The 23,751-nt window shown below is 70.7% G+C and carries 22 protein-coding genes and 3 pseudogenes; 10 read left to right on the top strand and 15 right to left on the bottom strand.

The genetic code is table 11. The annotated features are described in order from the left end of the window. Positions 1–13 precede the first annotated feature (13 nt). On the bottom strand, positions 14–1,837 hold the full coding sequence (locus QRX50_RS46580) for a penicillin-binding transpeptidase domain-containing protein (protein ID WP_285969431.1): 1,824 nt from the start codon (positions 1,835–1,837) through the stop codon (positions 14–16). A gap of 69 nt (positions 1,838–1,906) precedes the next feature. Beyond that, a complete protein-coding gene (locus tag QRX50_RS46585) occupies positions 1,907–2,761 on the bottom strand; it encodes a GNAT family N-acetyltransferase (protein ID WP_285969432.1) in 855 nt (284 codons plus the stop codon). Between the two features lie 59 nt (positions 2,762–2,820). Here QRX50_RS46585 and QRX50_RS46590 point away from each other — a divergent pair, with 59 nt between their 5' ends. After that, positions 2,821–3,048 (top strand): DUF4177 domain-containing protein, encoded by a 228-nt coding sequence (locus QRX50_RS46590; protein ID WP_285969433.1) that lies wholly within the window; start codon positions 2,821–2,823, stop codon positions 3,046–3,048. Here QRX50_RS46590 and QRX50_RS46595 read toward each other — a convergent pair whose 3' ends face one another. Both QRX50_RS46595 and QRX50_RS46600 read right to left on the bottom strand, forming a co-directional pair. After that, positions 3,049–3,447 carry a VOC family protein gene (locus QRX50_RS46595; protein WP_285969434.1) on the bottom strand — a complete coding sequence of 133 codons (399 nt, stop codon included), beginning with the start codon at positions 3,445–3,447 and terminating at the stop codon, positions 3,049–3,051. After that, a complete protein-coding gene (locus tag QRX50_RS46600; RefSeq protein ID WP_285969435.1) occupies positions 3,444–4,268 on the bottom strand; it encodes a helix-turn-helix domain-containing protein in 825 nt (274 codons plus the stop codon). The genes QRX50_RS46595 and QRX50_RS46600 overlap by 4 nt, the downstream gene beginning before the upstream one ends. Before the next feature lie 75 nt (positions 4,269–4,343). On the opposite strand from QRX50_RS46600, the gene QRX50_RS46605 reads away from it, so the two are divergent. Then, positions 4,344–4,598, top strand: a complete 255-nt coding sequence (locus tag QRX50_RS46605) for a hypothetical protein (RefSeq protein ID WP_285969436.1) — start codon at positions 4,344–4,346, stop codon at positions 4,596–4,598. A gap of 50 nt (positions 4,599–4,648) precedes the next feature. Here QRX50_RS46605 and ispG read toward each other — a convergent pair whose 3' ends face one another. The 3 genes and pseudogenes from ispG to dxr all read right to left on the bottom strand — a co-directional run bounded on the left by ispG (position 4,649) and on the right by dxr (position 8,350). After that, positions 4,649–5,800 (bottom strand): flavodoxin-dependent (E)-4-hydroxy-3-methylbut-2-enyl-diphosphate synthase, encoded by a 1,152-nt coding sequence (gene ispG / locus QRX50_RS46610; protein ID WP_285969437.1) that lies wholly within the window; start codon positions 5,798–5,800, stop codon positions 4,649–4,651. Between the two features lie 118 nt (positions 5,801–5,918). After that, positions 5,919–7,141 (bottom strand): annotated as a pseudogene (locus QRX50_RS46615) (M50 family metallopeptidase). 3 nt (positions 7,142–7,144) lie between these two features. Next, the gene (gene dxr, locus QRX50_RS46620; RefSeq protein ID WP_285969438.1) at positions 7,145–8,350 is read right to left on the bottom strand and encodes a 1-deoxy-D-xylulose-5-phosphate reductoisomerase; all 1,206 of its coding nucleotides are present in this window, start codon (positions 8,348–8,350) and stop codon (positions 7,145–7,147) included. A 104-nt stretch (positions 8,351–8,454) separates the two neighbouring features. Here dxr and QRX50_RS46625 point away from each other — a divergent pair, with 104 nt between their 5' ends. From QRX50_RS46625 to QRX50_RS46635, 3 genes are all read left to right on the top strand, one after another. Continuing rightward, positions 8,455–8,709, top strand: a complete 255-nt coding sequence (locus tag QRX50_RS46625; RefSeq protein ID WP_285969439.1) for a DUF2631 domain-containing protein — start codon at positions 8,455–8,457, stop codon at positions 8,707–8,709. Positions 8,710–8,735: 26 nt separating this feature from the next. Next, the gene (locus QRX50_RS46630; protein WP_285969440.1) at positions 8,736–9,404 is read left to right on the top strand and encodes a peptidylprolyl isomerase; all 669 of its coding nucleotides are present in this window, start codon (positions 8,736–8,738) and stop codon (positions 9,402–9,404) included. A gap of 125 nt (positions 9,405–9,529) precedes the next feature. After that, positions 9,530–10,597, top strand: coding sequence for an acyltransferase family protein (locus tag QRX50_RS46635; protein WP_285969441.1), 1,068 nt, complete (start codon positions 9,530–9,532; stop codon positions 10,595–10,597). A 51-nt stretch (positions 10,598–10,648) separates the two neighbouring features. On the opposite strand, the gene QRX50_RS46640 is transcribed toward QRX50_RS46635, so the two are convergent. Continuing rightward, positions 10,649–12,415: an MFS transporter gene (locus QRX50_RS46640; RefSeq protein ID WP_285969442.1), complete on the bottom strand. Its 1,767-nt coding sequence runs from the start codon at positions 12,413–12,415 to the stop codon at positions 10,649–10,651. A gap of 127 nt (positions 12,416–12,542) precedes the next feature. Continuing rightward, positions 12,543–13,924: pseudogene (locus QRX50_RS46645) on the bottom strand (FAD-binding oxidoreductase). A gap of 126 nt (positions 13,925–14,050) precedes the next feature. On the opposite strand from QRX50_RS46645, the gene QRX50_RS46650 reads away from it, so the two are divergent. Then, entirely contained in the window at positions 14,051–14,299 is a 249-nt protein-coding gene (locus QRX50_RS46650) for a hypothetical protein (RefSeq protein WP_285969443.1), read from the top strand. A gap of 78 nt (positions 14,300–14,377) precedes the next feature. Here the strand turns inward: QRX50_RS46650 and QRX50_RS46655 are convergent, their stop codons facing one another. From QRX50_RS46655 to QRX50_RS46670, 4 genes are all read right to left on the bottom strand, one after another. Next, positions 14,378–14,968: a class F sortase gene (locus QRX50_RS46655; RefSeq protein ID WP_285969444.1), complete on the bottom strand. Its 591-nt coding sequence runs from the start codon at positions 14,966–14,968 to the stop codon at positions 14,378–14,380. Positions 14,969–14,994: 26 nt separating this feature from the next. Continuing rightward, on the bottom strand, positions 14,995–15,795 hold the full coding sequence (locus tag QRX50_RS46660) for a choice-of-anchor P family protein (RefSeq protein ID WP_285969445.1): 801 nt from the start codon (positions 15,793–15,795) through the stop codon (positions 14,995–14,997). A gap of 422 nt (positions 15,796–16,217) precedes the next feature. After that, a complete protein-coding gene (locus tag QRX50_RS46665; protein WP_285969446.1) occupies positions 16,218–16,925 on the bottom strand; it encodes a carboxypeptidase-like regulatory domain-containing protein in 708 nt (235 codons plus the stop codon). Between the two features lie 67 nt (positions 16,926–16,992). Further along, positions 16,993–17,769 carry an SDR family NAD(P)-dependent oxidoreductase gene (locus QRX50_RS46670; protein ID WP_285969447.1) on the bottom strand — a complete coding sequence of 259 codons (777 nt, stop codon included), beginning with the start codon at positions 17,767–17,769 and terminating at the stop codon, positions 16,993–16,995. Positions 17,770–17,854: 85 nt separating this feature from the next. On the opposite strand from QRX50_RS46670, the pseudogene QRX50_RS46675 reads away from it, so the two are divergent. Then, a pseudogene (locus tag QRX50_RS46675) lies at positions 17,855–18,043 on the top strand (transcriptional regulator); the annotation flags it as partial. Here the strand turns inward: QRX50_RS46675 and QRX50_RS50190 are convergent. Together QRX50_RS50190 and QRX50_RS46685 are read right to left on the bottom strand one after the other, a co-directional pair. Next, positions 17,988–18,626, bottom strand: a complete 639-nt coding sequence (locus tag QRX50_RS50190) for a GAF domain-containing sensor histidine kinase (RefSeq protein ID WP_353074062.1) — start codon at positions 18,624–18,626, stop codon at positions 17,988–17,990. The pseudogene QRX50_RS46675 and the gene QRX50_RS50190 overlap by 56 nt on opposite strands. Before the next feature lie 744 nt (positions 18,627–19,370). After that, on the bottom strand, positions 19,371–20,690 hold the full coding sequence (locus QRX50_RS46685; protein WP_285969448.1) for an MFS transporter: 1,320 nt from the start codon (positions 20,688–20,690) through the stop codon (positions 19,371–19,373). Between the two features lie 302 nt (positions 20,691–20,992). Here QRX50_RS46685 and QRX50_RS46690 point away from each other — a divergent pair, with 302 nt between their 5' ends. Genes QRX50_RS46690 through QRX50_RS46700 form a run of 3 tightly spaced genes read left to right on the top strand, consistent with a single transcriptional unit; the run spans position 20,993 to position 23,735 of the window. Further along, a complete protein-coding gene (locus QRX50_RS46690) occupies positions 20,993–21,505 on the top strand; it encodes a Rieske (2Fe-2S) protein (protein ID WP_285969449.1) in 513 nt (170 codons plus the stop codon). Beyond that, the gene (locus QRX50_RS46695) at positions 21,502–22,626 is read left to right on the top strand and encodes an amidohydrolase family protein (RefSeq protein ID WP_285969450.1); all 1,125 of its coding nucleotides are present in this window, start codon (positions 21,502–21,504) and stop codon (positions 22,624–22,626) included. The genes QRX50_RS46690 and QRX50_RS46695 overlap by 4 nt, the downstream gene beginning before the upstream one ends. Further along, entirely contained in the window at positions 22,623–23,735 is a 1,113-nt protein-coding gene (locus QRX50_RS46700) for an amidohydrolase family protein (protein ID WP_285969451.1), read from the top strand. Before QRX50_RS46695 ends, QRX50_RS46700 begins: the two co-directional genes overlap by 4 nt. The last annotated feature ends 16 nt before the right edge of the window (positions 23,736–23,751 follow it).

A 23,751-nucleotide genomic window follows, 5' to 3' on the forward strand; every position in this document is an offset into this window, starting at 1 on the left:
CCAGACTACGACGTCACTTCGCGGCCACGCCCGCGAGGAACCGGTGAGCGGCGTCGACGGCCGGTTTCGACGACCCGGCGTCGGTGAGCAGCACGGCGAACGCCAGGTCGCCCTGGTAGCCGACGAACCAGCCGTGGGAGTGCGTGCCGTCGCCGAACTGGGCCGTGCCGGTCTTCCCACACACGTCCGGCAGGTCGCGCAGGGCGGTGGCCGTGCCGGTGGTCACGACGTCGCGCATCATCGAGCGCACAGCGTCGAGCACCTCGGGCCGCGGCGCCGGGCCGAGGCCGCTCACCTTCGCCGGGCGGCCACGCACCAGCGTCGGCACGGGGACCTTCCCGGACTGCACGGCCGCGGCGGCGAGCGCCATCCCGAACGGGCTCGTGACCACGATCCCCTGCCCGAATCCGTTCTCCGCGCGCTGCACCACGGAATCGGCCTGCGGCGCGGACCCGGTGACGGTCGTCAAGCCGGGGATCACGAAATCGGCGCCGATGCCGAGCGAGCGCGCGGCGTCGGTGAGCGCCGTCGGCGAGAGGTCGGCCGACAGCTCGGCGAACGTCGTGTTGCACGACTGCGCGAACGCCTTCGCCAGCGGCACCGTCCCCAGGTCGAAGCGGCCTTCGTTGGGCACCACGCGGCCGGCGAACGTCACCGTTCCCGGGCAGGCGACCGGTGAGTCGACCTTCACGCGCCCGGCCGTGAGCGCGGCCGTCGCGGTGACGATCTTGAACGTCGACCCCGGCGGGAAGCGGCCGGTGAGCGCGAGCGGTCCCTGCTCGTCGGCGGGCTCGTTCTGGGCGACGGCCAGCAGCTGCCCCGTCGACGGCTGCAGCGCCACGATGGCGGCGGCCGTCTTCACCGGCGCCAGCGCCTGCTCGGCGGCGGTCTGGATGTGGGTGCTGAGCGTGCTGGTGACGGCCGGCGGGTCCTTCGGGGGCACGGCGTAGAGCTCGCCGGCCTCGCTGCCGGTCACGTCGAGCGAGACGATCCGCCAGCCCGCGCCGCCCGCGGCCTGCTGCTCGACCATCGACCGCAGAGCGGGCAGGATCTGGCGGCCGATGTCGCGGTCGTCGGGCAGGAGACGTTGCTGGCTCGTGAAGCGGACGCCCGGCAGGTCGTAGATGCTGGGCTTGACCTGTTCGTAGTCGGTGTCGCGCAGGGAAAGCACGGCGTAGGCGGCGCCCGGTTTGGTGGCCTTGATGCCGTCGAGCACGGAGCGGCCGGTCACCGTCGGCTCGAAGCGATGCAGCGCCGAGCCGAGCTTGGTGGCGACGGCTGTGGTGTTGCCCGTCTTCGCCGGGTCCACGACGACGCCGATCACGGTCTGCGGGCGCAGCAGCGGGAAGCCGTCGCGGTCGAGCACCGGCGCGGGTTCGGCCGGGTCGGCCACGATCGCGATGCTCTGCGACGGCGCCAGCTGCGGGTGCACGACGGTGGGCTGCCAGTGCACCTGCCAGCCGTCCTCGGCCGAGCGCAGCTGCGCGTCGGAGGTGTAGCTCCAGGTGCGGCCCTTCGGGAGGTGCCAGGTGAGGCGGTAGCCGCCGGTGGCGTTGTCGCCCGACTGCTTCACGGTCTCCTCGCTCGCCTCGATCGACTCGGGCTCGAGCGCGGCGCGGGCCTGGGTGAGCAGGGTCTTCGCGGCGTCGGGCGAGTCGGTGCGCGCGGCGGCCGCGGCGACGTCACCGGAGCTGAGGGCGGTGAGGAAGGCGGCGAGCGAGTCTTGCGGCCCGTCGGAGGAGAACAGGCCGCAGCCGGCGAGCGGCAGAGCGGTCGCGACGGCGGCGGTCAGGGCCGCTGCGCGGTGTCGACGGTGCGGGTGCCGACCAGGTGCCATGCACCGGATCGAACCAGCCCGGCGGGCGGGTCCCGGGCCGAAACGCCGACCCGGAAGGGCGAATCGGGTTCAGAACAGGACGGTCGCGTACTGGCCGACCTGCTGGAACCCGATCCGGCGGTACGCGGCAAGCGCGGGACTGTTGAACGCGTTGACGTAGAGGCTCGCGGTGCGGCCGAGGCCGTGCACGAGCCGGTTCACGACCGCGGCCGTGCCCGCGGTGCCCAGGCCCGCGCTGCGGCGCTCCGGGTGCACCCACACGCCCTGGATCTGGCCGACGCCGGCCGACATCGCGCCGATCTCGGCCTTGAACACGACTTCGCCGTCTTCGAACCGCGCGAAGGCGCGTCCGGTGGCGATCAGCTCGCTCACACGGGCGCGGTAGCTGGCGCCGCCGTCGCCGCTGCGCGGGTCGACGCCCACCTCCTCGATGAACATCGCGACGGCCGCGGGCAGGTAGCGGTCCAGCTCGTCGGGCCGCACCGCGCGCACGTGCGGGTCGGCTTTCACGTGCGGGCTGCCGTCGAGCGCCATCAGCGGCTGGTCACCCCGCACTTCGCGCGCGGGCCCCCACTCGCTCGACAACTCGTCCCACAGCCCCAGCACCTGCTCGGCGGGCCCGACGAGCGACGAGCACGTGCGTTGCCTGCGCAACGCCCGGTCCGCGAACGACCGCAACGCCGACGCGTTGCCGCGCAACGGAATCAGGTTCGGGCCGGCAAAACACAACCCCTGGAACCGCGTGGACCGCCCCGGGCGGCCGTCGGCGGCCCAGAGCTCGCCACCAAGCCGCCACGGGTCGAGGCCCGCGGCCTCGACCCTGGCGCTGACCATGCAGCTGCTCACCGGGTCGGCGGCCAGTGCGGCGCGCACTGCCGGATAGTCCCGATCGTCGAGCAGCCGTGCACCTGCAAGCCGCAACACAGTGTCCAGAGTGCCAGATGACGCGGATGAACGGAACGCAAGCCCACCGACACGCTCAGATGAACGGCACAATCGGACACATGCAGCGCTATACGTACAAGGTCGTCGAACTCCGCGAGAAGATGCTCGGCGGCAAAATGTCCGGGGACAAGCTGGAGCGCCTTCTCAATGACGCCGCCCGGGACGGGTGGCAGTTGAAGGCCATCACCTCGACGGAGGTGAAGGGGCGGGTGGGACCTGGAGGGGTGGACGGCCTGTTGGTGACGTTCGAACGGCCGGTTCAGTAGTCACGCGCCCCGGTAGGTGCCGATCGTCCAGCTGTTGCCCTCCGGGTCGCGCAGGCTGAAGGTGTGCGAGCCGTAGTCGGTGTCGTGGAGGTCGAGGGTGATGTCGCCGCCGGCGGTGCGGACGCGGGCGTGGATGACGTCGACGTGGTCGGACACGACGTAGACCGCGCCGGTGCCCGGTTTCATGGCGTCGTGGACGTTGTCGGCGGGGCCGTCGCAGCTGCCGAGCATCACGCCGCCGCCCTCGGGCCAGCGGAGCTCGGCGTGGGCGATGGCGCGCTCGGCGCCGCCGGGGACCACCAGCGTCTCCTCGAAGCCGAGGACGTCGACGAGGAAGCGCACGGCCGTGGGGGCGTCGTCGTAGCGGAGGGCGGGCCAGACTGTCGGTTGAGGTGTCATGCCCCCGAGTCTGGCTCCGCGGTCGCTCCGCCGTCTTGGAGGAACGGGAGCTCCTCCGCGATCCACGTCCGCGGTGAGCACCCCGCCAGGGCTCGCCATTCGTTCGACAGGTGCGCCTGGTCGTAGTAGCCGGCCTCGACGGCCACCGAGGCCAGGTCCGAAGACCCCGCGCGCAGCAGTCGGCCGGCGCGTTCGAAGCGCAGCACCCGCGCCACTTGTTTCGGGGCCAGGCCGACCTCCGCGCGGAAGCGTTCGCCGAGGTGGCGACGGCTCCAGCCGACCGACGAGGCCAGGTCCGTCACCCGCACACCGCCCGAACGCACCCGCAGAAGCCGCCAGGCCTCTCCCAGCTCGGGAGCCGGCGGGGGCGCCGAAGCAGCCGAAGAAGCCAGCACCTCGTCCAGCACGGCGAACCGCGCAGGCCAATCCGCGGCCTCCGAAAGACGCGAAGGCAGCAGCGCCCACGGCCGGCCGAACGAGGCCAGGTCCACGACCCGCCCGCTCAGCTCCGCGGCCGTCACACCGAGCAGCGCGCGCACGCCCAGCGGGTCAAGCTCGATGTGCAGGCCCCGTTGCACGCGGTCCTGCGTGATGAGCGCCGGCGACGTGTGCAGGCCGCCGACCAGCGACTGAAGGGTGCCCTCGCCGGGCAGGCCGGCGAAGCGGATCGGCTGCTCCAGGCTGATGATCAGCGTCAGGTGCCGGGAGGGCAGGCCGCGGTGAACCGACAACGTGACGCCGTCCTGGGCGTAGCCGATGTAGCGCGTGACCAGCGGCCGCAGCACGGGGTGCGGCAAGCGGGTGGCCCAGCTGTGACTCACCTGACCAGCGTAGGCCGGAAAGGGCCGGTTTCTGCTACCACGGACAGCGGGGGCCACCGGAGAAAGGACGCGGCAGTGACCATCCAGGAGCAGGCCCAGCAGCTCGAACTGCTGGCCGACTCGGTGCCCACCGGCATCGCCCTCGCGACGAAGGGCGAGCTGGAGGACCTGCAGTCGCAGGTGCTCGGGCTGCTCGGCGAGACGTCCACCGCCACGTCCATCCAGGGCGCGATCCAGCTGGCCGGCCAGCAGATCGACGAGGTCGCCGCGGCTCTGGAGAACGTGCGCATGCAGATCAAGGACGCCGCCCAGCACCATCTGCAGGGCTGAAAAAACCGGCCCCGCACCTGAGGCGCGGGGCCGGTCTCAAAACCGAAAACTCAGCCGACCGTGACGCTCGGCGAACCCTCGCCGATGCCCTCGCCGGCTTCCTCGGCGATGCGCATGGCCTCCTCGATCAGGGTCTCGACGATCGCGTGCTCGGGCACGGTCTTGATGACCTCGCCCTTCACGAAGATCTGGCCCTTGCCGTTGCCGGACGCGACACCCAGGTCGGCCTCGCGGGCCTCGCCGGGGCCGTTGACGACGCAGCCCATGACCGCGACGCGCAGCGGGATCTCCATGCCCTCCAGACCGGCCGTGACCTGGTCGGCGAGCGTGTAGACGTCCACCTGCGCGCGCCCGCACGACGGGCACGACACGATCTCCAGCTTGCGCGGACGCAGGTTCAGCGACTGCAGGATCTGCGTGCCGACCTTGACCTCTTCGACCGGCGGGGCCGAGAGCGACACGCGGATGGTGTCACCGATGCCCTGGCGCAGCAGCGCGCCGAACGCGACGGCCGACTTGATCGTGCCTTGGAACGCGGGCCCGGCCTCGGTCACGCCGAGGTGCAGCGGGTAGTCGCACTGCTCGGCGAGCAGCTCGTACGCGCGGACCATGACCACCGGGTCGTTGTGCTTCACCGAGATCTTGATGTCGTGGAAGTCGTGCTCGGCGAAGAGCGAGGCCTCCCACATCGCCGACTCGGCCAGCGCCTCGGGCGTGGCCTTGCCGTACTTCTCGAGCAGGCGCTTGTCCAGCGAGCCGGCGTTGACGCCGATCCGGATCGGCGTGCCGTGGTCCTTCGCGGCCTGCGCGATCTCCTTGACCTGGTCGTCGAACTTGCGGATGTTGCCCGGGTTCACGCGCACGGCGGCGCAGCCGGCCTCGATGGCGGCGAACACGTACTTGGGCTGGAAGTGGATGTCGGCGATCACCGGGATCTGCGACTTCTTCGCGATCGCGGGCAGCGCCTCGGCGTCGTCGGCGGACGGGCACGCGACACGGACGATGTCGCAGCCGGCGGCGGTGAGCTCGGCGATCTGCTGGAGGGTGGCGTTGACGTCGGAGGTCAGCGTCGTCGTCATCGACTGGACGGAGATGGGGAAGTCGCTGCCGACACCGACGGAACCCACGTGGAGCTGGCGGGTTTTGCGGCGCTCGGCGAGGACGGGGGGCGGCAGTGCTGGCATACCTAGCGCGACGGTCACGTCCCCAGCCTACCTACTCCATCCGGCCCCGCTTCAACGAAGTCAACCGTCACGGTGAGCAGTGTTACCCCCGGTCGGGGGCTCACCGGCCGGGTAATGACCCGACCGGTGGGACCGGTTACTGCAAGCGAATCGGGTTCACGATGTCCGCTGTGACCGTCAGTAGAGTGATGCCGCCGCCGATCACGACGAGCACCATCGTGACGGCCGAAAGCTTCGTGTAGTCGACCGGTCCGCCCGCCGCCTTGCCGCGCAGGCCGCGCAGCCAGTCGCGCACCTTCTCGTACCAGACGACGGCGATGTGCCCGCCGTCCAGCGGCAGCAGCGGCAGCAGGTTGAACACGCCGATGAAGAAGTTCAGGCTGGCCAGCAGGAAGAAGAAGATCTGCCACAGCCCCTGCTCCACGGCCTCGCCGCCGATGCGGCTCGCGCCGACGACGCTGACCGGGGTGTTCGGGTCGCGCTCGCCGCCGAAGATCGCGCTGACCACGGCCGGGATGCGCTGGGGAACTCCACGAGGCGCTGCGCGGTCTGGGCGAACATGTCGCCGGTGAAGGAGAACGTGGCGCCGATGCCGGTGATGCCGTTGTAGTGCAGGTACGCCGGCGGGATCACGGTGGAGGCACCCATCATGCCGACCTCGTGCACCTTGCCGTCGGTGCCCAGCCGCTGCACGCGCGGGATGTCCACCTGCACGTTCACGGTCTGGTCGCCGCGCTCCACCGTGATCGGCGTGAGGCCCTTGGCGTTCTGCACGACCTGCAGCACGTCGGTCCAGCTCGCGGTGGGCTTGCCCGCCACGGAGACGATCTTGTCGCCTGCCTTGATCCCGGCCGTCTTCGCCGGCGTCGGCGCGCCGGGCGGGCACGACAGGTCGCTCAGCTGCTGCGTGGTGGTGGCCGGGCGGGCGCACGACGTGCTCTGGATGATCGGCCGCACCGGCTCCGACGCGGCCGCGATGTTCGGCAGGCCCATGGTGACCGACATCAGGTAGAGCACGATGAAGCCGAGGATGAAGTGCGTGATCGAGCCCGCCGACATCACGACGGTGCGCTTCCACGTCTTGAACCGCCACATCGCGCGCGGCGCCTCGTCCGGGGTCACCTCGTCGAGCGCCGTCATGCCGGCGATGTCGCAGAACCCGCCGAGCGGGATCCACTTCGCGCCGTACTCGGTCTCGCCGCGGCGGAACGAGAAGATCGTGGGCCCGAAGCCGATGAAGTACCGGCGGACCTTCATGCCGAACATCTTGGCCGTGACCATGTGGCCGGCCTCGTGCAGCGCGACGGAGATGCAGATGCCCAGGGCGAACAGCACCACCCCGATGATGTAGGCGAGCACGCGCTACTTCCCCTTACCCAGCATCGATCCTGCGCGCCCTCGAGCCCAGCGCTCGGCGGCGAGTACGTCTTCGACGTCGCGCGGTTCGCGACGCCATTCGTCGGCGGCTTCGACCACCTGGGAAACAGTGTCCACAATCGACGTGAAACCGGTGTTCTGCGCGAGGAAGGCGGCCACGGCCTCCTCGTTCGCCGCGTTGTAGACCGCCGGCAGGCAACCGCCCACGGTGCCCGCGTGGCGCGCCAGCTCGACCGCCGGGAAGGCCTCGTTGTCGAGCGGTTCGAACGTCCAGCTCGCAGCTGTGTCCCACGAGCACGCCGCGGCGGCGCCGGGCACGCGCTCGGGCCAGTGCAGCGCGAGCGCGATCGGCAGCCGCATGTCGGGCGGGCTGGCCTGGGCGATCGTGGAGCCGTCGACGAACGTCACCATCGAGTGGATGATCGACTGCGGGTGCACGGTCACGTCGATGCGCGCGGGCTCGATGCCGAACAGCAGCGCGGCCTCGATCAGCTCCAGGCCTTTGTTGATGAGCGTGGCCGAGTTGATCGTGATGACCGGGCCCATGGACCACGTCGGGTGCGCCATGGCCTTCTCGATGGTCACGTCGGCGAGGTCCTCGCGCTTCTTGCCGCGGAACGGCCCGCCCGACGCGGTGAGCACCAGGCGCGCGACCTCGTTGTCCCGGCCGGCGCGCAGGGCCTGCGCGATGGCCGAGTGCTCGGAGTCCACCGGCACGATCTGCCCCGGCTTCGCGGCCGCGAGCACGAGCGGCCCGCCCGCGATGAGCGACTCCTTGTTGGCCAGCGCGAGTGTCGAGCCGGTGGCCAGGGCTTTGAGCGTGGGCCGCAGACCCTGCGACCCGGGCAGGGCGTTGAGGACGACGTCGACGTTCACGGCGTCGATGAGTTCCATCACGGCGTCGGCGCCGGCGAAGATGCGCGGGATGCGGAACTCGCCTTTCGAGTAGCCGCGTTGCTGCGCCTCGGCGTACAGGGCCAGCTGCAGGTCTTCGACCACCGTCGGGCGGCTCACGGCCACGGCCTCGACGCCGTGGGCCAGGGCCTGCGCGGCGAGCGCCTGCGGGTCGGAGCCACCGGCGGCGATGCCCGCGACGGTGAACAGGTGGGGGTTACGAGCGGTGACGTCGAGGGCCTGGGCTCCGACGGACCCGGTCGAGCCGAGCACGAGGACGCTTCGCGAGGTAGTCATCGCGCGCCATTATCGCCCGCCGAGCCGCGGCCCGTCTCCGCGGAGCACTCGGGGGTGTGGGATCATTACGGCGTACGAGGTTGAGCGGGTCAGGAGGAGTGATCGTGGCAGGCAAGGCGATCGAGAAGCGCCCCGAAGTGGACCCGCGCGACGAGCCGTCGGCGGAGTGGGGCTGGCACGGCTCGTTCCCGAAGGCCACGCGCATCGCCGGCTGGGTCAGCGTCGTCATCCTGCTGCTCATGATCAAGGGCAACCACGAGAACAACACCGAGAACGTGTGGCTCATCGGCCTCGCCGCGTTCCTCGCCCTTTTGCTCGTGCTCGACTTCCGCAAGCGCCGCACGGCCTGGCGCAAGTAGGTCTTTCGTCGCTACCTTGCGGGGCTATGAAGTCACGCTGGGTCGCTCTCGTTCTTTCGGTCGTGGCCGGCGTGGCGTTGTTCGCCGCCCCGGCCACTGCTGCTCCTGCTGCCTCTCCGGTCGTCCGCTGTGAGTTCACGCCGACCCCGGACAACCCGGCGGCTCGCCCGGTGGTCCGGCCCCTGCCTGTCGCCCTGACGCGCGGCACGGTCGACGTGACCTTCCACTTCAACTACGGCCCGGTCACCGTCCGCCTGAACCGCGCCGGCGCCGCTCCGTGCGCCGTGGCGAACATGGTGTCTCTGGTTCTGCAGCGGTTCTACGACCGTTCCCAGTGCTGGCGCCTGTCCGATTCCGAACGACTCGGCGTACTGCAGTGCGGCGACATCTACGAGGTGGAAAAGGGCGGCCCGGGCTACCGGTTCGCGGACGAGGTTTCAGGCGCGGAAACGTATGAACGCGGCACCGTCGCGATGGGCAACCAGGGCCCGGGGACGAATGGGAGCGAGTTCTTCATCGTCCATTCCTTCGCGCACATTCCCGCGCAGTACTCGGTGCTGGGCAAGGTGGTGCGCGGCATGGACGCGATCGACCGGATGGTGCAGGACGGCATCGTTCCGACCGATCCGAACGGGCCGCTGGACGGTGCGCCGAAGCACCCGGTGAAGATCGCGACGGCGTCGTTCGGCCACTAGGACCCCAGCCTTGGGCAGCTCATAACCACCCCTGACCAGCACGAGTCACCCCAAAGAGTGAATATCGCTCAAGTCCGATTACAGTACGCGAGCAGTCGGGCGGCGGACCGGGGGAGCTCATGCTGATGACGCACGAAACCTACCTCGCCACCAGGCGGTTCCCGGCGCTCGACGGGGTGCGGGCGATCGCCGCGGTGCTGGTGGTGGTGTTCCACTTCGGCGGGGCCGCGTGGGTGCGCGCGAACGGGTGGATCGGGGTGCACGTGTTCTTCGTGCTGTCCGGGTTCCTGATCACGACGCTGGCGTTGCGCGAGGAGGATCGCGCCGGCCGTGTGTCGCTCAAGAACTTCTACCTGCGGCGGGCGTTCCGGATCCTGCCGGTGTACTACGTGGTGCTCGGGATCTTCGTCGTGGTCACGGCGGCCAGGGGTGAGCTGAGGTCCAGTGGGCTGTTCGGCGCGCTCCCCTGGTTCGCGACGTTCCTCAACGAGTTCCACGTCGTCGGTGTGTTCGGGGTGGCGTGGACGCTCGGCGTCGAGCAGAAGTTCTACCTGGTGTGGCCGCTGCTGGCGTTCGGCGTCGCGGGGCTGGGCTTCCTGAAGAGGATCGGGCTCTCCGCAGGGTTGGTGGTCGCACTCGTCGCGCTGGTGCCCGTGCTGCCCTACTCCGGCGCGTACGCGTCCATCGTCATCGGCTGCACGGTGGCGATCGTTCTCCACCACCGCAAGGGGTTCGCGGTACTCAAACCGTTCACGCACCCGGTGGCGGGCCTCGTGGTCGCCGCGGTGATCGTGGTGGTGCAGGTGTTCTTCACCGACCTCACCGTCGCCCTCCACGACGACGGTGGCGTCGCCGTCGGCACGGCCTACGCGGTGCTCGTGGCGCTGCTGCTGCCCTCGCTCGTGGCCGGCGGACCGCTGAGCCGGGTGCTCTCCCTCAAGCCGCTGCAGTTCATCGGGGAGCGGTCGTACTCGCTCTACCTCATCCAGTCCATCGCCGGCTGGACGCTCGCCGGCCTCGTCCCGCACCTGGCGCACCCGCGCACGCTCACCGCGGTCGGCGTCACGGCCGTCGCGCTGCTGATGGCCGATCTGCTCTGCCGCTGGGTGGAGCTGCCGATGATCGCGCTCGGCCGGCGGGTCACGGCGAAACGCCCCGAGCCGGCCCCCGTCAAAGAGCCGGTCCCCGCGTAAAAAGGGCCGCCCCGGGAACGAATCCCGGGACGGCCCGTGCACCCGAAATGGTCAGCGTTCGCTGGTCGGAGCCACCAGCTCACTCGGCCCGCCACCGGACTCCCCGGCGACCGCGGCCAGTTCCTCACCCACCGATTCCGAAGCCTTGCCCCTGTCCTTCGTGAGCAGCGACGCGACCGCGCCGATCAGGCAGACCACGATGGCGAAGCCGAAGGCCACGGCCAGACCGTCCTGGAACGGACCCGAGATCAGGTTCGGGAAGAAGCTGCGCCCGGTCAGGAACGACGCCTGGTCCGGCGGCAGGCTGCCCAGCTGGCCGCCCAGCAGCTGCTGGATCGGGTTGTAGCCCAGGAACGCCGCGAACAGCACGGCCACCGCGGGCAGGTGCGCCACCTGGTTGGCCGGCCCGGCCGCCACGCCGTGGGCGGTGAGGCCCTGGAACATCGCCGTCGGGAGGTTGTCCGACAGGCCGGCGATGATCAGGCTGAAGAAGAAGCCGATCGAGAGCACCATGGCCGCGTTCTGGAACGTGGTCATCATGCCCGCGCCGGACCCACGAGCGTCGGCCGGCAGGCTGTTCATCACCTCGGCGCGGTTGGGCGAGGAGAACATGCCCATGCCGATGCCGTTGACGAGCAGGATCGCCGCGAACGCCCAGTAGTTGAAGTTCACCGGCAGCAGGATCAGCAGCAGGAAGGTGATCGCGGTGATCACCAGGCCGCTCGACGCGAGCAGCCGGCTGCCGATGCGGTCGGACAGGATGCCGGCCGTCGGTGCGGACACCAGGAAGCCGACGGTCATGGGCAGCATGTAGATGCCGGCCCACAGCGGTGTCTGCTCGAAGGTGTAGCCGTGCTGCGGCAGCCAGATGCCCTGCAGCCAGATGATCAGGATGAACTGCAGCCCACCACGCCCGAGCGACGCCGTGAGGTTGGCCAGGTTGCCCCAGCTGAACGACCGGATCCGGAACAGCGACAACCGGAACAGCGGGTTGGCCACCCTGGTCTCGATGATCACGAACGCGATCAGCACCGCGACGCCGCCGATGAGGCACGAGAGCACCATCGGGCTGCCCCAGCCGGTCGGCGAGGCGCCGTAGGGCTGGATGCCGTAGGTGATGCCCACCAGCACCGCGATCAGGCCGACCGCGAAGGTGATGTTGCCCCACCAGTCCATCTTCGCGTGCTTGCGCACCCCGGTGTCGTGCAGCTTCACGTACGCCCAGATGGTGCCGACCACGCCGAAGGGCACCGACACCAGGAAGATCAGGTTCCAGTCGACGGGCGCGAGGATACCGCCGACGACCAGGCCGAGGAACGAACCCGCGATCGCCGCGACACCGTTCATGCCCAGCGCGAGACCGCGCTGGTTGGCCGGGAACGCGTCGGTGAGGATGGCCGACGAGTTCGCCATCAGGAACGCGCCGCCGATGCCCTGCACGATGCGCCAGCCGATCAGCCACAGCGCCGCCGCGTCACCGTCGAACCAGGTGATGGCCAGGAAGATCGACGACACGGTGAACACCGCGAAGCCGAGGTTGTACATCCTGGCCCGGCCGTACATGTCCCCCAGCCGTCCGAAGCTCACCACCAGTACGGCGGTGACCACCAGGAAGCCCATGATCATCCACAGCAGGTAGCTGGTGTTGGCCGGCTCCAGCGGGTTGATCCCGATGCCCTTGAAGATGTCGGGCAGCGCGATGAGCACGATCGACGAGTTGATCGTCGCGATCAGCATGCCCAGCGTCGTGTTGGACAGCGCGATCCACTTGTATCGCGGACCCAGTTCCGCGAGTGAATACGTTCTGCGCTCGGCCACAGTGAAACCTTTCTCTCGTTCCCTTAGCTAGGCTAAGCAAGTTGCTTGCCTGTGGCAACCAACTTCGTAAATCGGTTACGAGAGAACCGTCACAGGTCGATCACTGTCCTTTGAAGACTATTTACTTTCACTCGACCGTGTGAATAGCGAAAACCTTCCCGGGGTTGAGGATTCCCTGCGGGTCCAGCGCGTTTTTCACAGCCTGGTGCATCTGCAGAACCGCCGGTCCGAGCTCGTTTTCCAGCCCCGGCAGCTTGAGCAGGCCCACGCCGTGTTCGCCGGTCACGGTGCCGCCGAGGGCCAGCGCATCGGCCACGATGTCGTCGAACGCGGCCTGCGCCCGCCGCCGCGCGTCCTCGTCGCCGGCCGGCGTGCTGAGCAACGGGTGGAGGTTGCCGTCGCCGATGTGTGCGACGTTGGCGATGAGCGTGTTGTGCCGCTTCGCCGCGAGGTCGATGCGCGCGAGCATCTCGGGCACGAGGTGGGTGGGCACGCAGACGTCCTCGGTCAGCAGCGGGCCGAGCCGCTCCAGCGCCGGGTACGCCAGCCGCCGCGCGGCGAACAGCGCGTCGGCCTCCGCCTGGTCCGACGACTGCGCCGCCCAGGTGGCGCCGGCCTTCTCGAAGCACTCGAGCATCACGGCGGCCTCGTGCTCCCCCGCCGCGCCCGGCGCGTCGCTGCGGCCCAGCAGCACCACCTCCGCGTCGGCCGAGAGACCCATGTTCTTCCACTCGTCTACGGCAACGAGGCAGTGGCGGTCGACCAGCTCGAGCGCCGAGGGCACCACGCCGGACGCGCGGATCGCGGCGGCCGCCTCACCCGCGGCGACGGTCGAGTCGAAGTAGCCCGCCACCGTGCTCTCGGGCGCGCGCTGGGCCCGCAGGCGCACGGTGATCTCGGTGATCACGCCGAGCGTGCCCTCGGAGCCGACCATCAGGCCGGCGAGGTCGTAACCCGCCACGCCTTTCGCGGTGCGGCGCCCGAGCCGCACGAGCTCACCCGTGCCCGTGACGACCTGCAGGCCGAGCACGTAGTCGCGGGTCACGCCGTACTTCACGCAGCACACGCCGCCGGCGTTGGTGGCGACGTTGCCGCCGATCGTCGACCACGGGGAGCTCGCCGGGTCGGGCGGGTACCAGAGACCGTGCTCGGCGCAGGCGGCACGCAGGTCGTCGTTCACCACGCCCGGGCCGACCACCGCGAGGCGCTCGACGGCGTCGATCTCGTGGATCGCCGTCATGCGGTCGGTGACGAGCACGACGCAGCCGGCCACGGCGTTGGCCCCGCCGGACAGCCCGGTGCCGGCGCCCGCGTGACCACGGGCGTGCGGTGCTTGAGGCAGACCTTCACGGTGGCCTGCACGTCTTCGGCCGAGCGCGGCCGGACCACGACCTCGGGCAGCGCCCACGGAGCCCATTCGGCCTCGTCGTGGGCGAAGCTGCGCAGCACGTCGGGGTCGCGCACGAGGACCTCGGGCGGCAGGACGGCTTGCAGGTCTTCGATCAACATGGGCGCTCCCGATCGCGTTGTGGCTTCTCCCGCCAGGTTAAGGCGCTGCGACAGCAAGGGGCTGGGATGTCGAAACGGCGGCCGCTGCTTCGACGTAGGAGTAGAGACCGACTTCAGGAGGCAGCCATGGGTACCAGCTCACGCGGGATCGCGATGTTGCGGGCCGTCGCCGCCGGGCGCGCGAGGGTGACCTGCAGCGCCGAACCGGACCTGTTCGTCGACGGTCTGCCGTGCTGCGACCAGTTCACCGCCCACGCCCTGGCCCACGAAGGTCTCGTGCGCCCCGCGCGGCTCGGGCTCGTCGGACAGCAGGTGCCGGCGGAACTGACGCCGGCGGGCACGACCCTGCTGACGACGGTGGCCACGGCGGCGTGAACCACAGCGGCATGACACAAAGCAGGGCCCTGTCGTCTCGCCCGAGCGCGAGACGACAGGGCCCTGGTCCGAGGACGCCTACGTGTTGAGCGAGCCGTAGACGATGATGTTGTCGAGGTAGCTGTGCGCGGCGGCGTCGAACGCCCCGCCGCACGTGATGAGGCGGATCTGCGGGTCGGTGGTGTTGCCGTAGACCGCTTCGGTGGGGAATTCCTTCTTCGCGATCTGGTCGACCTTCGTGACGGTGAAGGTGGCCTTCGACCCGTCCTGGCGCCCGATCACGACCTGGTCGCCCTTCTTCACCTCGTGCAGCCGCCAGAAGATGCCCTTCTGGTGGTTGCCGTCGATGTGCCCGAGCACCACGGCGGGGCCGACCTGGCCCGGCGTCGGGCTGTTGGAGTACCAGCCCGCCTGCAGTGGTTCGGTCACCGGCGGGACCTGCACGGTCTTGTCGGCGTTGAGCCCCAGCGACACGAGCGACGAGTGCGCGTCGATGCTCGGCACGTCGAGCGACACCGGCACCGACCGCGCGAGCCCGACCACGGGTGCGGCGCTCGCGGGCGCGGCCGGCTGCCGGGCCGGCGTCGATTCCGCGCCACAGCCGGACAGGGCGAAAGTGGCGACGAGGGCCAGCAGCAGGGCGAAGAGCCCGAACCGGCGCCGGGGCACTCCACGAACACTCACTGCACGATCGCTCACTGAGCGAACACCGTGGCGAGCGAGCCGTCACCGGTCTCCGGCGCACCGGCCGGGATCACGGTGACCTGGCCGGGCCCCTGGGCCGGCGGCTTGGCCGGGGCGGTCGGCTGGGTGGGCGTGCTCGGGGTCGCGGCGACCTTCGCGCAGGTGGCGGAGGCGAGGACGATGTCGCCGCTGCCCAGCGCGCCGGTGGCCTTGCCGCCGAGGAGCTTCACGTGCAGCGCGTTGACGGTGAGGGAGCCGTCGTCGTGCTTGATCTGCTCGTTCACGATCACCTGCACCACCCCGGGCACGCCGATCTTCTGGTTCGGCGCGGTGCCCACGGGCAGCTTGCCGATGCGGCCGAGGTCCAGGCCCGCGAGCTCGGACGACGCGGTGATGCCGTCGGGCGTCGACGTGCACTCGGAGCTGATCACGCGCGCCTTCGGCGTGGCGCCCGCGAGCGGGGCGAGCACGGGCAGCGTGGCGTCGACGATGGAGGCCTTCGAGGCGACCTTGCCGTCGGTCTTCTTCGCGGAGCTGCTGACCGCCTTCGCCGTGACCAAGCCCTTCAGCGGCACGTTGACGACCTCCGCGGACGTGGGGCCGTCCGTGTTCGACGGCGCGATCTTGCCCGTCTCCACGGAGATTCCCTTGTCCCCCAGCACTCCCGCCAGCAGCGAGACCGACGCGGACGCGCCGTAGGCCGACCCGGCGGGCGCGTCGGCGGCTATCGCCGAGGGGGCGGCGGTGGCGAGCAGGGCGAGGGCTGGAGCGGCGACCACGAGGGTCCGTCCGCGCAGCAGGGCAGAACGCATGAATTGTCCTTTCGAACACCAAGAATGGAACCGCCCGCGGATCCCCGAATCCACGCGTGACCCGACGCAACTGTCGATCACCGGCGAGAACGCGACGCTATCAAGGGGGCCCGGAATTGCAAAGCAAGATCCACTGCGCAGCGCGTCGATCAGCCGAGTCAGTGACCACGTTTTCCGCAATTTCACCACTAAAGAGTGATGTAACGCTGGGGTTTTGGCCGGGTGTTCTCACTCTGCGCTAGGGCGTTCCTGCACCTACTTGGCGGATTGCTCGCGCCGCCACTCTTCGGGGTGATCCTGAGGATGGGTGATCGGCCGGTACTCAGCGTCATGTGACCGCTACGGCGGCCCGTGGGTTTTTCGTAAACTCCACACGGGAAATCGTCGCGCGGAATTGTCCACTATGGAGCGTGGGGTGGCATTCACGAGCCGCCGGTCAGCACCACGTCGTGATCCGCTGTCGTGCCGGCGACCAGAAAAAGGAGGTCGCTCTCGACCGCGCGGCCGGGAACCTTCAGCAGGTAGTTGCCCGCGCGCAGCCCGGACAGCCGGTAGCTGCCGTCCGGGCCGCTGACCGCGGTCCAGGTCCGGTCGAGTGTCGCGAGGCTCTGGCTCGCCGCCACGACGGTGACGCCCGCGACCGGCTTGCCGTCCTCGACGACGTGCCCGGTCACCGGTACCACTGGTCCGACCACGTCGGCCGCCGCGCCGCCGCGCATCGTGAACCGGCCCGCGGTGACCACGCACGTGGCCTCCAGCCCGCCGCGCCGAACGCCGTCCTCGGTCACCCGCCCGGTCAGCGCCGTCGTCACGGTCTGGTGCGCTCCGAGGGTTCCGGAGAAGCCGCCCTGCAGCGGCTGGTTCGTCTGGATCCCGTTGAGCGCCAGGCGATCCGCGGGATCAGCCGACGCGCACGTCACGTGGACGCCAACGACCGGCCGGCCGGTGTCGTTGGCGAGCGTGAGCGTCCCCTGGACCGCCGCACCCGGCTCGTAGGTCGTGCGGTCCAGGCTCAGCACCGGGTCGAGCTTCACCACCGCCGCCACAGCCGCGCCCTCGTCGAGCGGCGCGGCGACCACTGCCGCCACGACCACGGCCGCGGGCAGCGCGAACCACCAGGACTTCCGCATGACACCCCCAGAGAGCCAATCGCCCGAGAATACCGGGGATCCCGTCGCCGGAGAGCGGTTTTGCCGCTCAGACTCCCGCGCCGCCGTCGACGCGGAGGATGGCGCCCGTCACGTAGGAGGCGCGGTCGCTCAGGAGCCAGGCCGCGGCTTCCGCGATCTCCGCCGGCTCGGCGCCGCGGCGCAGGGGTGTCGCCGAGACGAGGCGGTCCTGCAGGCCCGGCGATTCCGCTTCCCACGCGCGGATCATCGCGGTGAGGGTGTTGCCGGGGGTGATGGCGTTGACGCGGATGCCTTCCGGGCCGTAGGTGACGGCGGCGGACTCGGTGAGGCTGTTGACGGCTCGCTTCATGGCGCCGTACGCGGGCAGCTGGGGGTTGCCCCGCAGGCTGCCGACCGACGACGTGTTCACGATGGCGCCGGTGCCCGCCGTCGCGCGGATGACGGCGACCTCCGCGGCCATGGCGAGCCACACGCCCTTGAGGTTCACAGCGAAGACGTGGTCGAACTCGGCCTCGGACAGGCGGTCCATTGGGCCGGGTCGCTGGATCGTGGCACCGTTGTTGAAGGCGATGTCGAGGCGGCCGTAGAGCTCGGCCGTGCGGTCGACGGCGGCGCGAACGCCGGCCGGATCGGCGAGGTCGCAGAGCACGTAGTCGGCCGTGCCGCCCGCGGCGCGGATCTCTTCGGTCACGGTCTCGAGCTGGGTTTCCGTGCGGGCCGCCAGCAGCACACGCGCGCCTTCCCTGGCGAACAGGCGCGCGGCGGCGGCACCGATGCCCCGGCCCGCGCCGGAGACTAACGCGACCTTGCCGGCCAGCAGGCCGGGTGTTTCGTGGAGTTCCATGAACCCAGGCTGCGACGCCGTGCCGGGCTTAGTCAGGCATCGGCGGTACCTGGCTGAGCCCCGTGCGACAGGGATACTGGAAGCCGTGGACAGGCGAGAACTGGCCGGCTTCCTGCGCAGCCGGCGCGAGCGGATCACCCCGGCCGACGTCGGGCTGCCCGCGGGGCCGCGCCGCCGCACGCCGGGGCTGCGCCGCGAGGAGGTGGCGCAGCCGGCGTTCATCTCGACCGAGTACTACACGCGCCTCGAACAGGCGCGCGGGCGTGCTTCACGACGTTGTGCACCGCCTCGCAGACGATCCGGTACAGGTCCTCCTGCACGTCGAGCCCGCCGGTCATCCGCAGCTCGTCGGCCGTGACCACGTCGATGACCAGCCCGGTCCGCACGCGAACGCTCTCCGCGTGCGCGTGAACGGCGGCCACGAGGCCGTGTTCGGCGAGGTCCAGCGGGCGCAGCTCGAACACCAGCAGCCGCAGGTCGGTGAGCGCGCTGGCGGACAGCTCGGCGAGCTCCTCGGCGATCGGGCGGATGTGTTCGAGCTCGGCGTCGCGACCGTCGAGCCGGCCTCGCAGTGCCCTGGCCTGCATGCGCATCGAGAAGAGCTGCTGGACCACCGAATCGTGCAGATCGCGGGCCAGCCGGCGACGTTCGTCCGACTGCGCGCGCGTGCGGGTCTGGGCCAGCAGCGACGCCGTGTCGATCGCGACGGCGGCGTGGTCGGCCATCGCCTGCAGGAACGCGAGCGAGCCCGCACCCGGATCCTCCCCGGCGCGGTAGTAGGCGTTGATCACGCCGACGGTGCGGGCGCGGACCACCATGGGCATCGCGACGAAGCCGTCCCAGTCCGGCCGGTTCATGATCTCGTGCAGCGGCTCCCACGTCGGGGTCGGCCATGATCGCGGCCTTGCGGTGCACCTGCATCACCGGCTCGCCGCCGACGAACGCGTCGAAGAACCGCACGTGCGCCCCCAGCCGCCGGCACGCGCTGAGGCGGTCGACGAAATCCGCGGCCGGACCGAACCCCGCCATGCCGAGGATGCGCAGGTCGGCAGCCGGATCGTCGAGCGCCAGGATCTGCACGGCGGCGATGTTGGCCGTCATCACCATCTCGCGGGCCACCGCGTCGAGGGTGGCTCGCAGCGAGAACGCCCCGGCCACGCTGGACGCCGCGCGGGCGATCGCGGTGAGCCGCTCCTGCTGCCGCCGGACATCCGTGCGGTCGCTGAACCAGACCGCCTGTCCGCCGTCGGACAACGGCGACAGCCGGTACTCGAGATCCCGGACCCGTCCGCCCGGCGCCGGCCAGCGCACGGTCCGCCGCCCACCGTCCGGCGCCACGGCGCCGGGTTCCGCCGAGCCGGGCTCCACGGGCTCGGGCGCGAACGGCGCCGGCTCGCCGATCAGATCGGCGGCGGCCGAACCGAGCAGAGCCGCGGCCGAGTCGTTGAGGGCGGCGAAACACCCGGCGGCGTCGAGCACGGCGAGCCCGTCGGCGGACACCGAGACCAGCGCGTGCAGAGCTTCCGACGACAATCCCGGCCTGGTTCCGCTCGGACTCCATTGCCCTGGCATGGCCCCATTATGCGGTGCCGCAGCGGAAATCACGCCGACGGCCGCACCGGCGCAGCGGAACGGTCTTCCGGCACGGTGGCGCGCCGGACGCTCAGCCCGACCGCGGCCACCAGGCTCACCAGGGACAGCGCGGCGACGTAGAGCGCGACGGCGGTCGACGATCCGCTCGCCCCGAACAGCGCGGTCGCGACGATCGGCGTGACGGCGCCGCCGACCATCCCGCCGAGCTGGTAGGCGATCGAAATCCCGCTGTAGCGCACGCGCACGTCGAAGATCTCCGTGAACAGCCCGCCCTGAGCCCCGGCCATGATGCCCTGAACGAGCGCGGCGACGGCGAAGGAGAGGAACGCCGGACCCGCGGCGCCGGTGTCCACCAGCAAGAACATCGGCACCGGCCACAGCACGGCGGTCACCGCGCCGAGCACGTACACCCGCCGGGAGCCGAACCGGTCGCTCGCGAGGGCGGCCAGCACGATCGCCCCGATCCAGATCGCCGTCGAGGCCAGGATCAGCCACAGCAGGGTGGTGCGGTCGAACCCGACCGCGGTCGTCCCGTAGGTGAGCATGTAGACCGTCACGGTGTAGCCGATCGCGGGCGGCGCGATCGAGGCCAGGCTCGCGAGTACCAGCGTCACCGGCTGCCGGCGGACCAGTTCGGCGAACGGCGCCCGGCTCGTGGCCCGCTCCCGCTTGGCCTTCGTGAACTCCGGCGCGTCCTGCAGCCGGCTGCGCACCAGCAGCCCACCCACCACGAGGACGACGCTGAGCAGGAACGGGATCCGCCAGCCCCAGGCCAGGAAGTCGTCGTCGGACAGGCCGGACACGGCCAGGAAGGCGAGGTTGGAGGTGAGCACCCCGACCGGCACGCCGAACTGCGCGAAGCTGCCGTAGACCGCGCGACGGCGCGGGCTGGCGTGCTCCGAGGCGATGAGGACCGCGCCACCCCATTCCCCGCCGACCCCGAAGCCCTGGAGCACCCGCAGGAGCACGAGCAGCAGCGGAGCGCCGACGCCGATCGCAGCGTAGGTCGGCAGGACGCCGATGAGCGTGGTCGTCCCGCCGGTCAGCAACAGGGTGAGCACCAGCATCGACCGACGCCCGATCCGGTCCCCGAAGTGCCCGATCACCGCACCGCCGAGCGGGCGGGCGACGAAACCGACGGCGAAAGTCGCCAACGCCGCGAGCGTGCCCGCGGCGGAGGAGAACTTCGGGTAGAACACCGACCCGAACGCCAGTGCCGCCGCGGTCCCGAAGATGTAGTAGTCGTACCACTCGATCGACGTGCCGACGAGGCTCGCGGCGAAGAGGGTCTTCTTCGACGGACGCGTCGACGGTGCTGGTTCGGCCATGGATCCGTACTCCTCGCGGGCGGCTCGGCCCGTGCGGCGCACCGGACGAACCGGACCGCACGTCCCACCGAGGAAAGCAGAGAAGGGCGCAGCGGGCACGGCCGCGGCGGCTCATCCGGTCTACGTCTTTTGTCGCGGTGCCACTGGACCGGGATCGTCCTTTGAGGACAGTCACACCGCCGCTGAGCCGATTTCCGGCCGCGTGGCCGAATACGCCGAACGAGTGCGTATTCACGGCGTTGATATCGCGTATCCCGACTTTCTGCTTCCGCGGGGTCAGGCGGCTACTTACAGTCCGAACCGTGAAGATAGTCGTTTCGCGACTCGACGAGTTCCCGCCGGGCGAGCGCCGGATCGTGCAGGCGGGGCGCAGGTCGATCGGCGTGTTCCGGGTCGGTGACCGCTTCTACGCGATCAACAACCACTGTCCGCACATGGGCGGGCCGCTGTGCCTCGGCCGCACGAAGCCGTGGGTCAGCTCCACCGGGCCGGGCGAGTACGCGATGGCCGAGGAAGAGGCCCTGGTCGCCTGCCCGTGGCACGGCTGGGAGTACGACCTCGAGACCGGCCAGTCGTTCCTCGGCCCCGGCGAGCCGCCGGCCCGCGCGTACACGGTGTCCGTGGAGCCTCGCGTCGAGGAGGGCACCGTCGCGGCCGATCAGGTCTCGGCGCCGGAGCCCGGCGCGAAGGGCGGGCGTCGCCCCGGCCCGTACGTCACCGAGACCTACCCCGTCCACGTCGAAGACGCCTACGTGGTGGTCGAGACCAGCCCCAGCCCGGCGGTCAAGCCGGACCCAGTCGGAGGTGCGTCATGACAAGCACGCTGCCCACCGGTGCGTCGTCGCCGGGCACCGCGGCCGCGCGGGCCGGGTACACGATCGTCGACACCGACATCCACCCGAGCGCACCGGCCGCGGAGATCCGGGCCCGGTTGAGCGGAGCGCACCGGGAACGCTGGGACATGTTCGGCGGCCGGGTGCCGAACCCGCCGGAGTTCTACCCCCGCGTGCGCAACGCCGGCTTCCGGCTCGACTCGTGGCCCGAAGCCGGCGGTATCCCCGGCAGCGACCTCGGTACGACCCAGGCGCAGCTGCTGGACGAGTTCGGCATCGACCACGGCGTGCTGATCCCCTTGCAGGGACACACCTTCGGCGCCGAGGAACCGCGCTACTCCGCGGCCCTCTCCGGCGCGCTCAACGACTGGCTGGCCGAGGAGTGGCTCACGCCCGAACCGCGCTTGCGCAGCTCGATCGCGATCCCGACCGAGTCCCCCGACCTCGCCGCCGAGGAAATCGCGCGGCGCGCCGGCGACCCGCGGTTCGTCCAGGTGCTCCTGCCCACCGGTGGCGAGACCGGGTTCGGCTCTCGCCGCTACTGGCCGATCTACCGCGCCGCGGCGGAGGCGGGCCTCCCGGTCGCGGCGCACACCGGCGGGATCGAGCAGCACCGCGGCGCCGGGTGGCCGTCGTTCTACCTCGAGGAGCACGTCTGGAACGGCAACGTGATGGCGGCGCTGGTCACGAACCTGCTCTGCGATGGCGTGTTCGAGGAGTTCCCGTCGTTGCAGGTGATCTGCGTGGAGGGCGGGGTCGTCTGGGCCGCGCCGCTGATGTGGGCGCTCGACGAGGCGTGGCCGCGGCTGCGCGCCGACGTGCCGCACCTGCGCAAGCCGCCTTCGGAGTACCTCCGCGAGCACCTCTGGTTCACCACGCAGCCCATCGAGGAGCCGGACGACTCGCGCCACCTCACCACCGCACTGGAGCACGTCGGGATGACCGATCGGATCATGTTCGCCTCCGACTACCCGCACTGGGATTTCGACTCCCCGCGGCTGGCGCCACGGCTGTTCCCGTCCGACGCGCGGGAACAGATCATGGGGGCCAACGCCTGCCGGCTGTACGGGCTGCCGGCGCGAGCCACGGAGGCGACGCGATGAGCGTGTCGACCTGGTCTGCTGTGTCGGCTGTGTCGTCCGGGGGGACCGCGATCGGCACCGGCGCCGTCGACACCGACGTGCACTGCGCGCCGACGTCGCTGGCCGAGTTGGCCCCGTTCCTCGACGAGTACTGGCGCGAGTACCTCGTGGACGGTGGGCAGTCGCTTTCGCCGTCGCAGGGCGGGGCGTACCCGCCGCTCGCACCCACCAGTGCCACGCCCGCCGCCCGGGCCGCCGGTCTCCTGCCCGCGACCGAGGTCGAGCAGCTGCGCTCCGCGGTGCTGGACCCGGAGTCGCTCAGGCTCGCCGTGCTGAACTGCACCACGTCCTTCCACTGCAATCGCAACCCGTACTACGAGGCCGCGCTCACCCGCGCGGTCAACGACTGGCTCGTCGAGAAGTGGCTCAGCCGCGACGACCGGCTGCGGGCGAGCATGGTCGTGCCGACACTCGACCCCGCGGCCGCGGTCGCCGAGATCGAACGCCTCGGCAGCCATCCGCAGATCGTGCAGGTGCTGCTCCCGGTGCGCACCGACGCACCGTGGGGCAACACCCGCCACCGCCCGCTGCTCCGCGCCGCCGCCGAGCACGGTCTCGTCGTCGGCCTGCACGCGTGGGGACGGATCGGCCAGGCGCCGACCCCGAGCGGGCTCACCCACACCTACCTCGAGGACTACCTCGCCAACTCGCAGATTCTCGTGCAGGCGCAGATCACCAGCCTGATCACCCAAGGCGCCTTCGCCGATCTGCCCGAGCTGCGGGTGACGTCGCTGGAATGCGGGTTCTCGTGGCTGCCGGCCCTGCTGTGGCGCTTCGACAAGGACTGGAAGGGCGTCTGGCGCGAAGTGCCGTGGCTGACCGGCAAACCTTCGGAGGTCGCGCGGCGGCACCTGCGGCTGACCACCGCACCGGCGCACCTGCCGCAGGACCCGCTCCAGGTCAGGCAGGCGCTCGACCTCTTCGACGCCGGCACCATGCTGATGTACGCGAGCGACCACCCGCACGACCACGGCACCGGCGGGCAGCGCCTGCTGGCGGCCCTGACCGACAGCGAACGGGAGCGGGTTCTGGCCGGCAACGCCGACGCCTGGTACTCCTTCGGCTCGTGATCGCCGAGATCAGCCG

It is taken from the genome of Amycolatopsis sp. 2-15 (assembly GCF_030285625.1).
Taxonomy (GTDB): domain Bacteria; phylum Actinomycetota; class Actinomycetes; order Mycobacteriales; family Pseudonocardiaceae; genus Amycolatopsis; species Amycolatopsis carbonis.

Excerpts from the sequence above, each read along its gene's own strand:
- QRX50_RS46590 (WP_285969433.1), top strand. The coding sequence starts at position 2,821 with ATGAACGGCACAATCGGACACATGCAGCGCTATACGTACAAGGTCGTC.
- QRX50_RS50190 (WP_353074062.1), bottom strand. The coding sequence starts at position 18,626 with ATGAACCGGCCGGACTGGGACGGCTTCGTCGCGATGCCCATGGTGGTC.
- dxr (WP_285969438.1), bottom strand. The coding sequence starts at position 8,350 with ATGACTACCTCGCGAAGCGTCCTCGTGCTCGGCTCGACCGGGTCCGTC.
- QRX50_RS46685 (WP_285969448.1), bottom strand. The coding sequence starts at position 20,690 with ATGGCCGAACCAGCACCGTCGACGCGTCCGTCGAAGAAGACCCTCTTC.
- QRX50_RS46595 (WP_285969434.1), bottom strand. The coding sequence starts at position 3,447 with ATGACACCTCAACCGACAGTCTGGCCCGCCCTCCGCTACGACGACGCC.
- QRX50_RS46665 (WP_285969446.1), bottom strand. The coding sequence starts at position 16,925 with ATGCGGAAGTCCTGGTGGTTCGCGCTGCCCGCGGCCGTGGTCGTGGCG.
- QRX50_RS46630 (WP_285969440.1), top strand. The coding sequence starts at position 8,736 with ATGAAGTCACGCTGGGTCGCTCTCGTTCTTTCGGTCGTGGCCGGCGTG.
- QRX50_RS46660 (WP_285969445.1), bottom strand. The coding sequence starts at position 15,795 with ATGCGTTCTGCCCTGCTGCGCGGACGGACCCTCGTGGTCGCCGCTCCA.
- QRX50_RS46670 (WP_285969447.1), bottom strand. The coding sequence starts at position 17,769 with ATGGAACTCCACGAAACACCCGGCCTGCTGGCCGGCAAGGTCGCGTTA.
- QRX50_RS46700 (WP_285969451.1), top strand. The coding sequence starts at position 22,623 with ATGAGCGTGTCGACCTGGTCTGCTGTGTCGGCTGTGTCGTCCGGGGGG.
- QRX50_RS46650 (WP_285969443.1), top strand. The coding sequence starts at position 14,051 with ATGGGTACCAGCTCACGCGGGATCGCGATGTTGCGGGCCGTCGCCGCC.
- QRX50_RS46695 (WP_285969450.1), top strand. The coding sequence starts at position 21,502 with ATGACAAGCACGCTGCCCACCGGTGCGTCGTCGCCGGGCACCGCGGCC.
- QRX50_RS46580 (WP_285969431.1), bottom strand. The coding sequence starts at position 1,837 with ATGGCACCTGGTCGGCACCCGCACCGTCGACACCGCGCAGCGGCCCTG.
- QRX50_RS46635 (WP_285969441.1), top strand. The coding sequence starts at position 9,530 with ATGACGCACGAAACCTACCTCGCCACCAGGCGGTTCCCGGCGCTCGAC.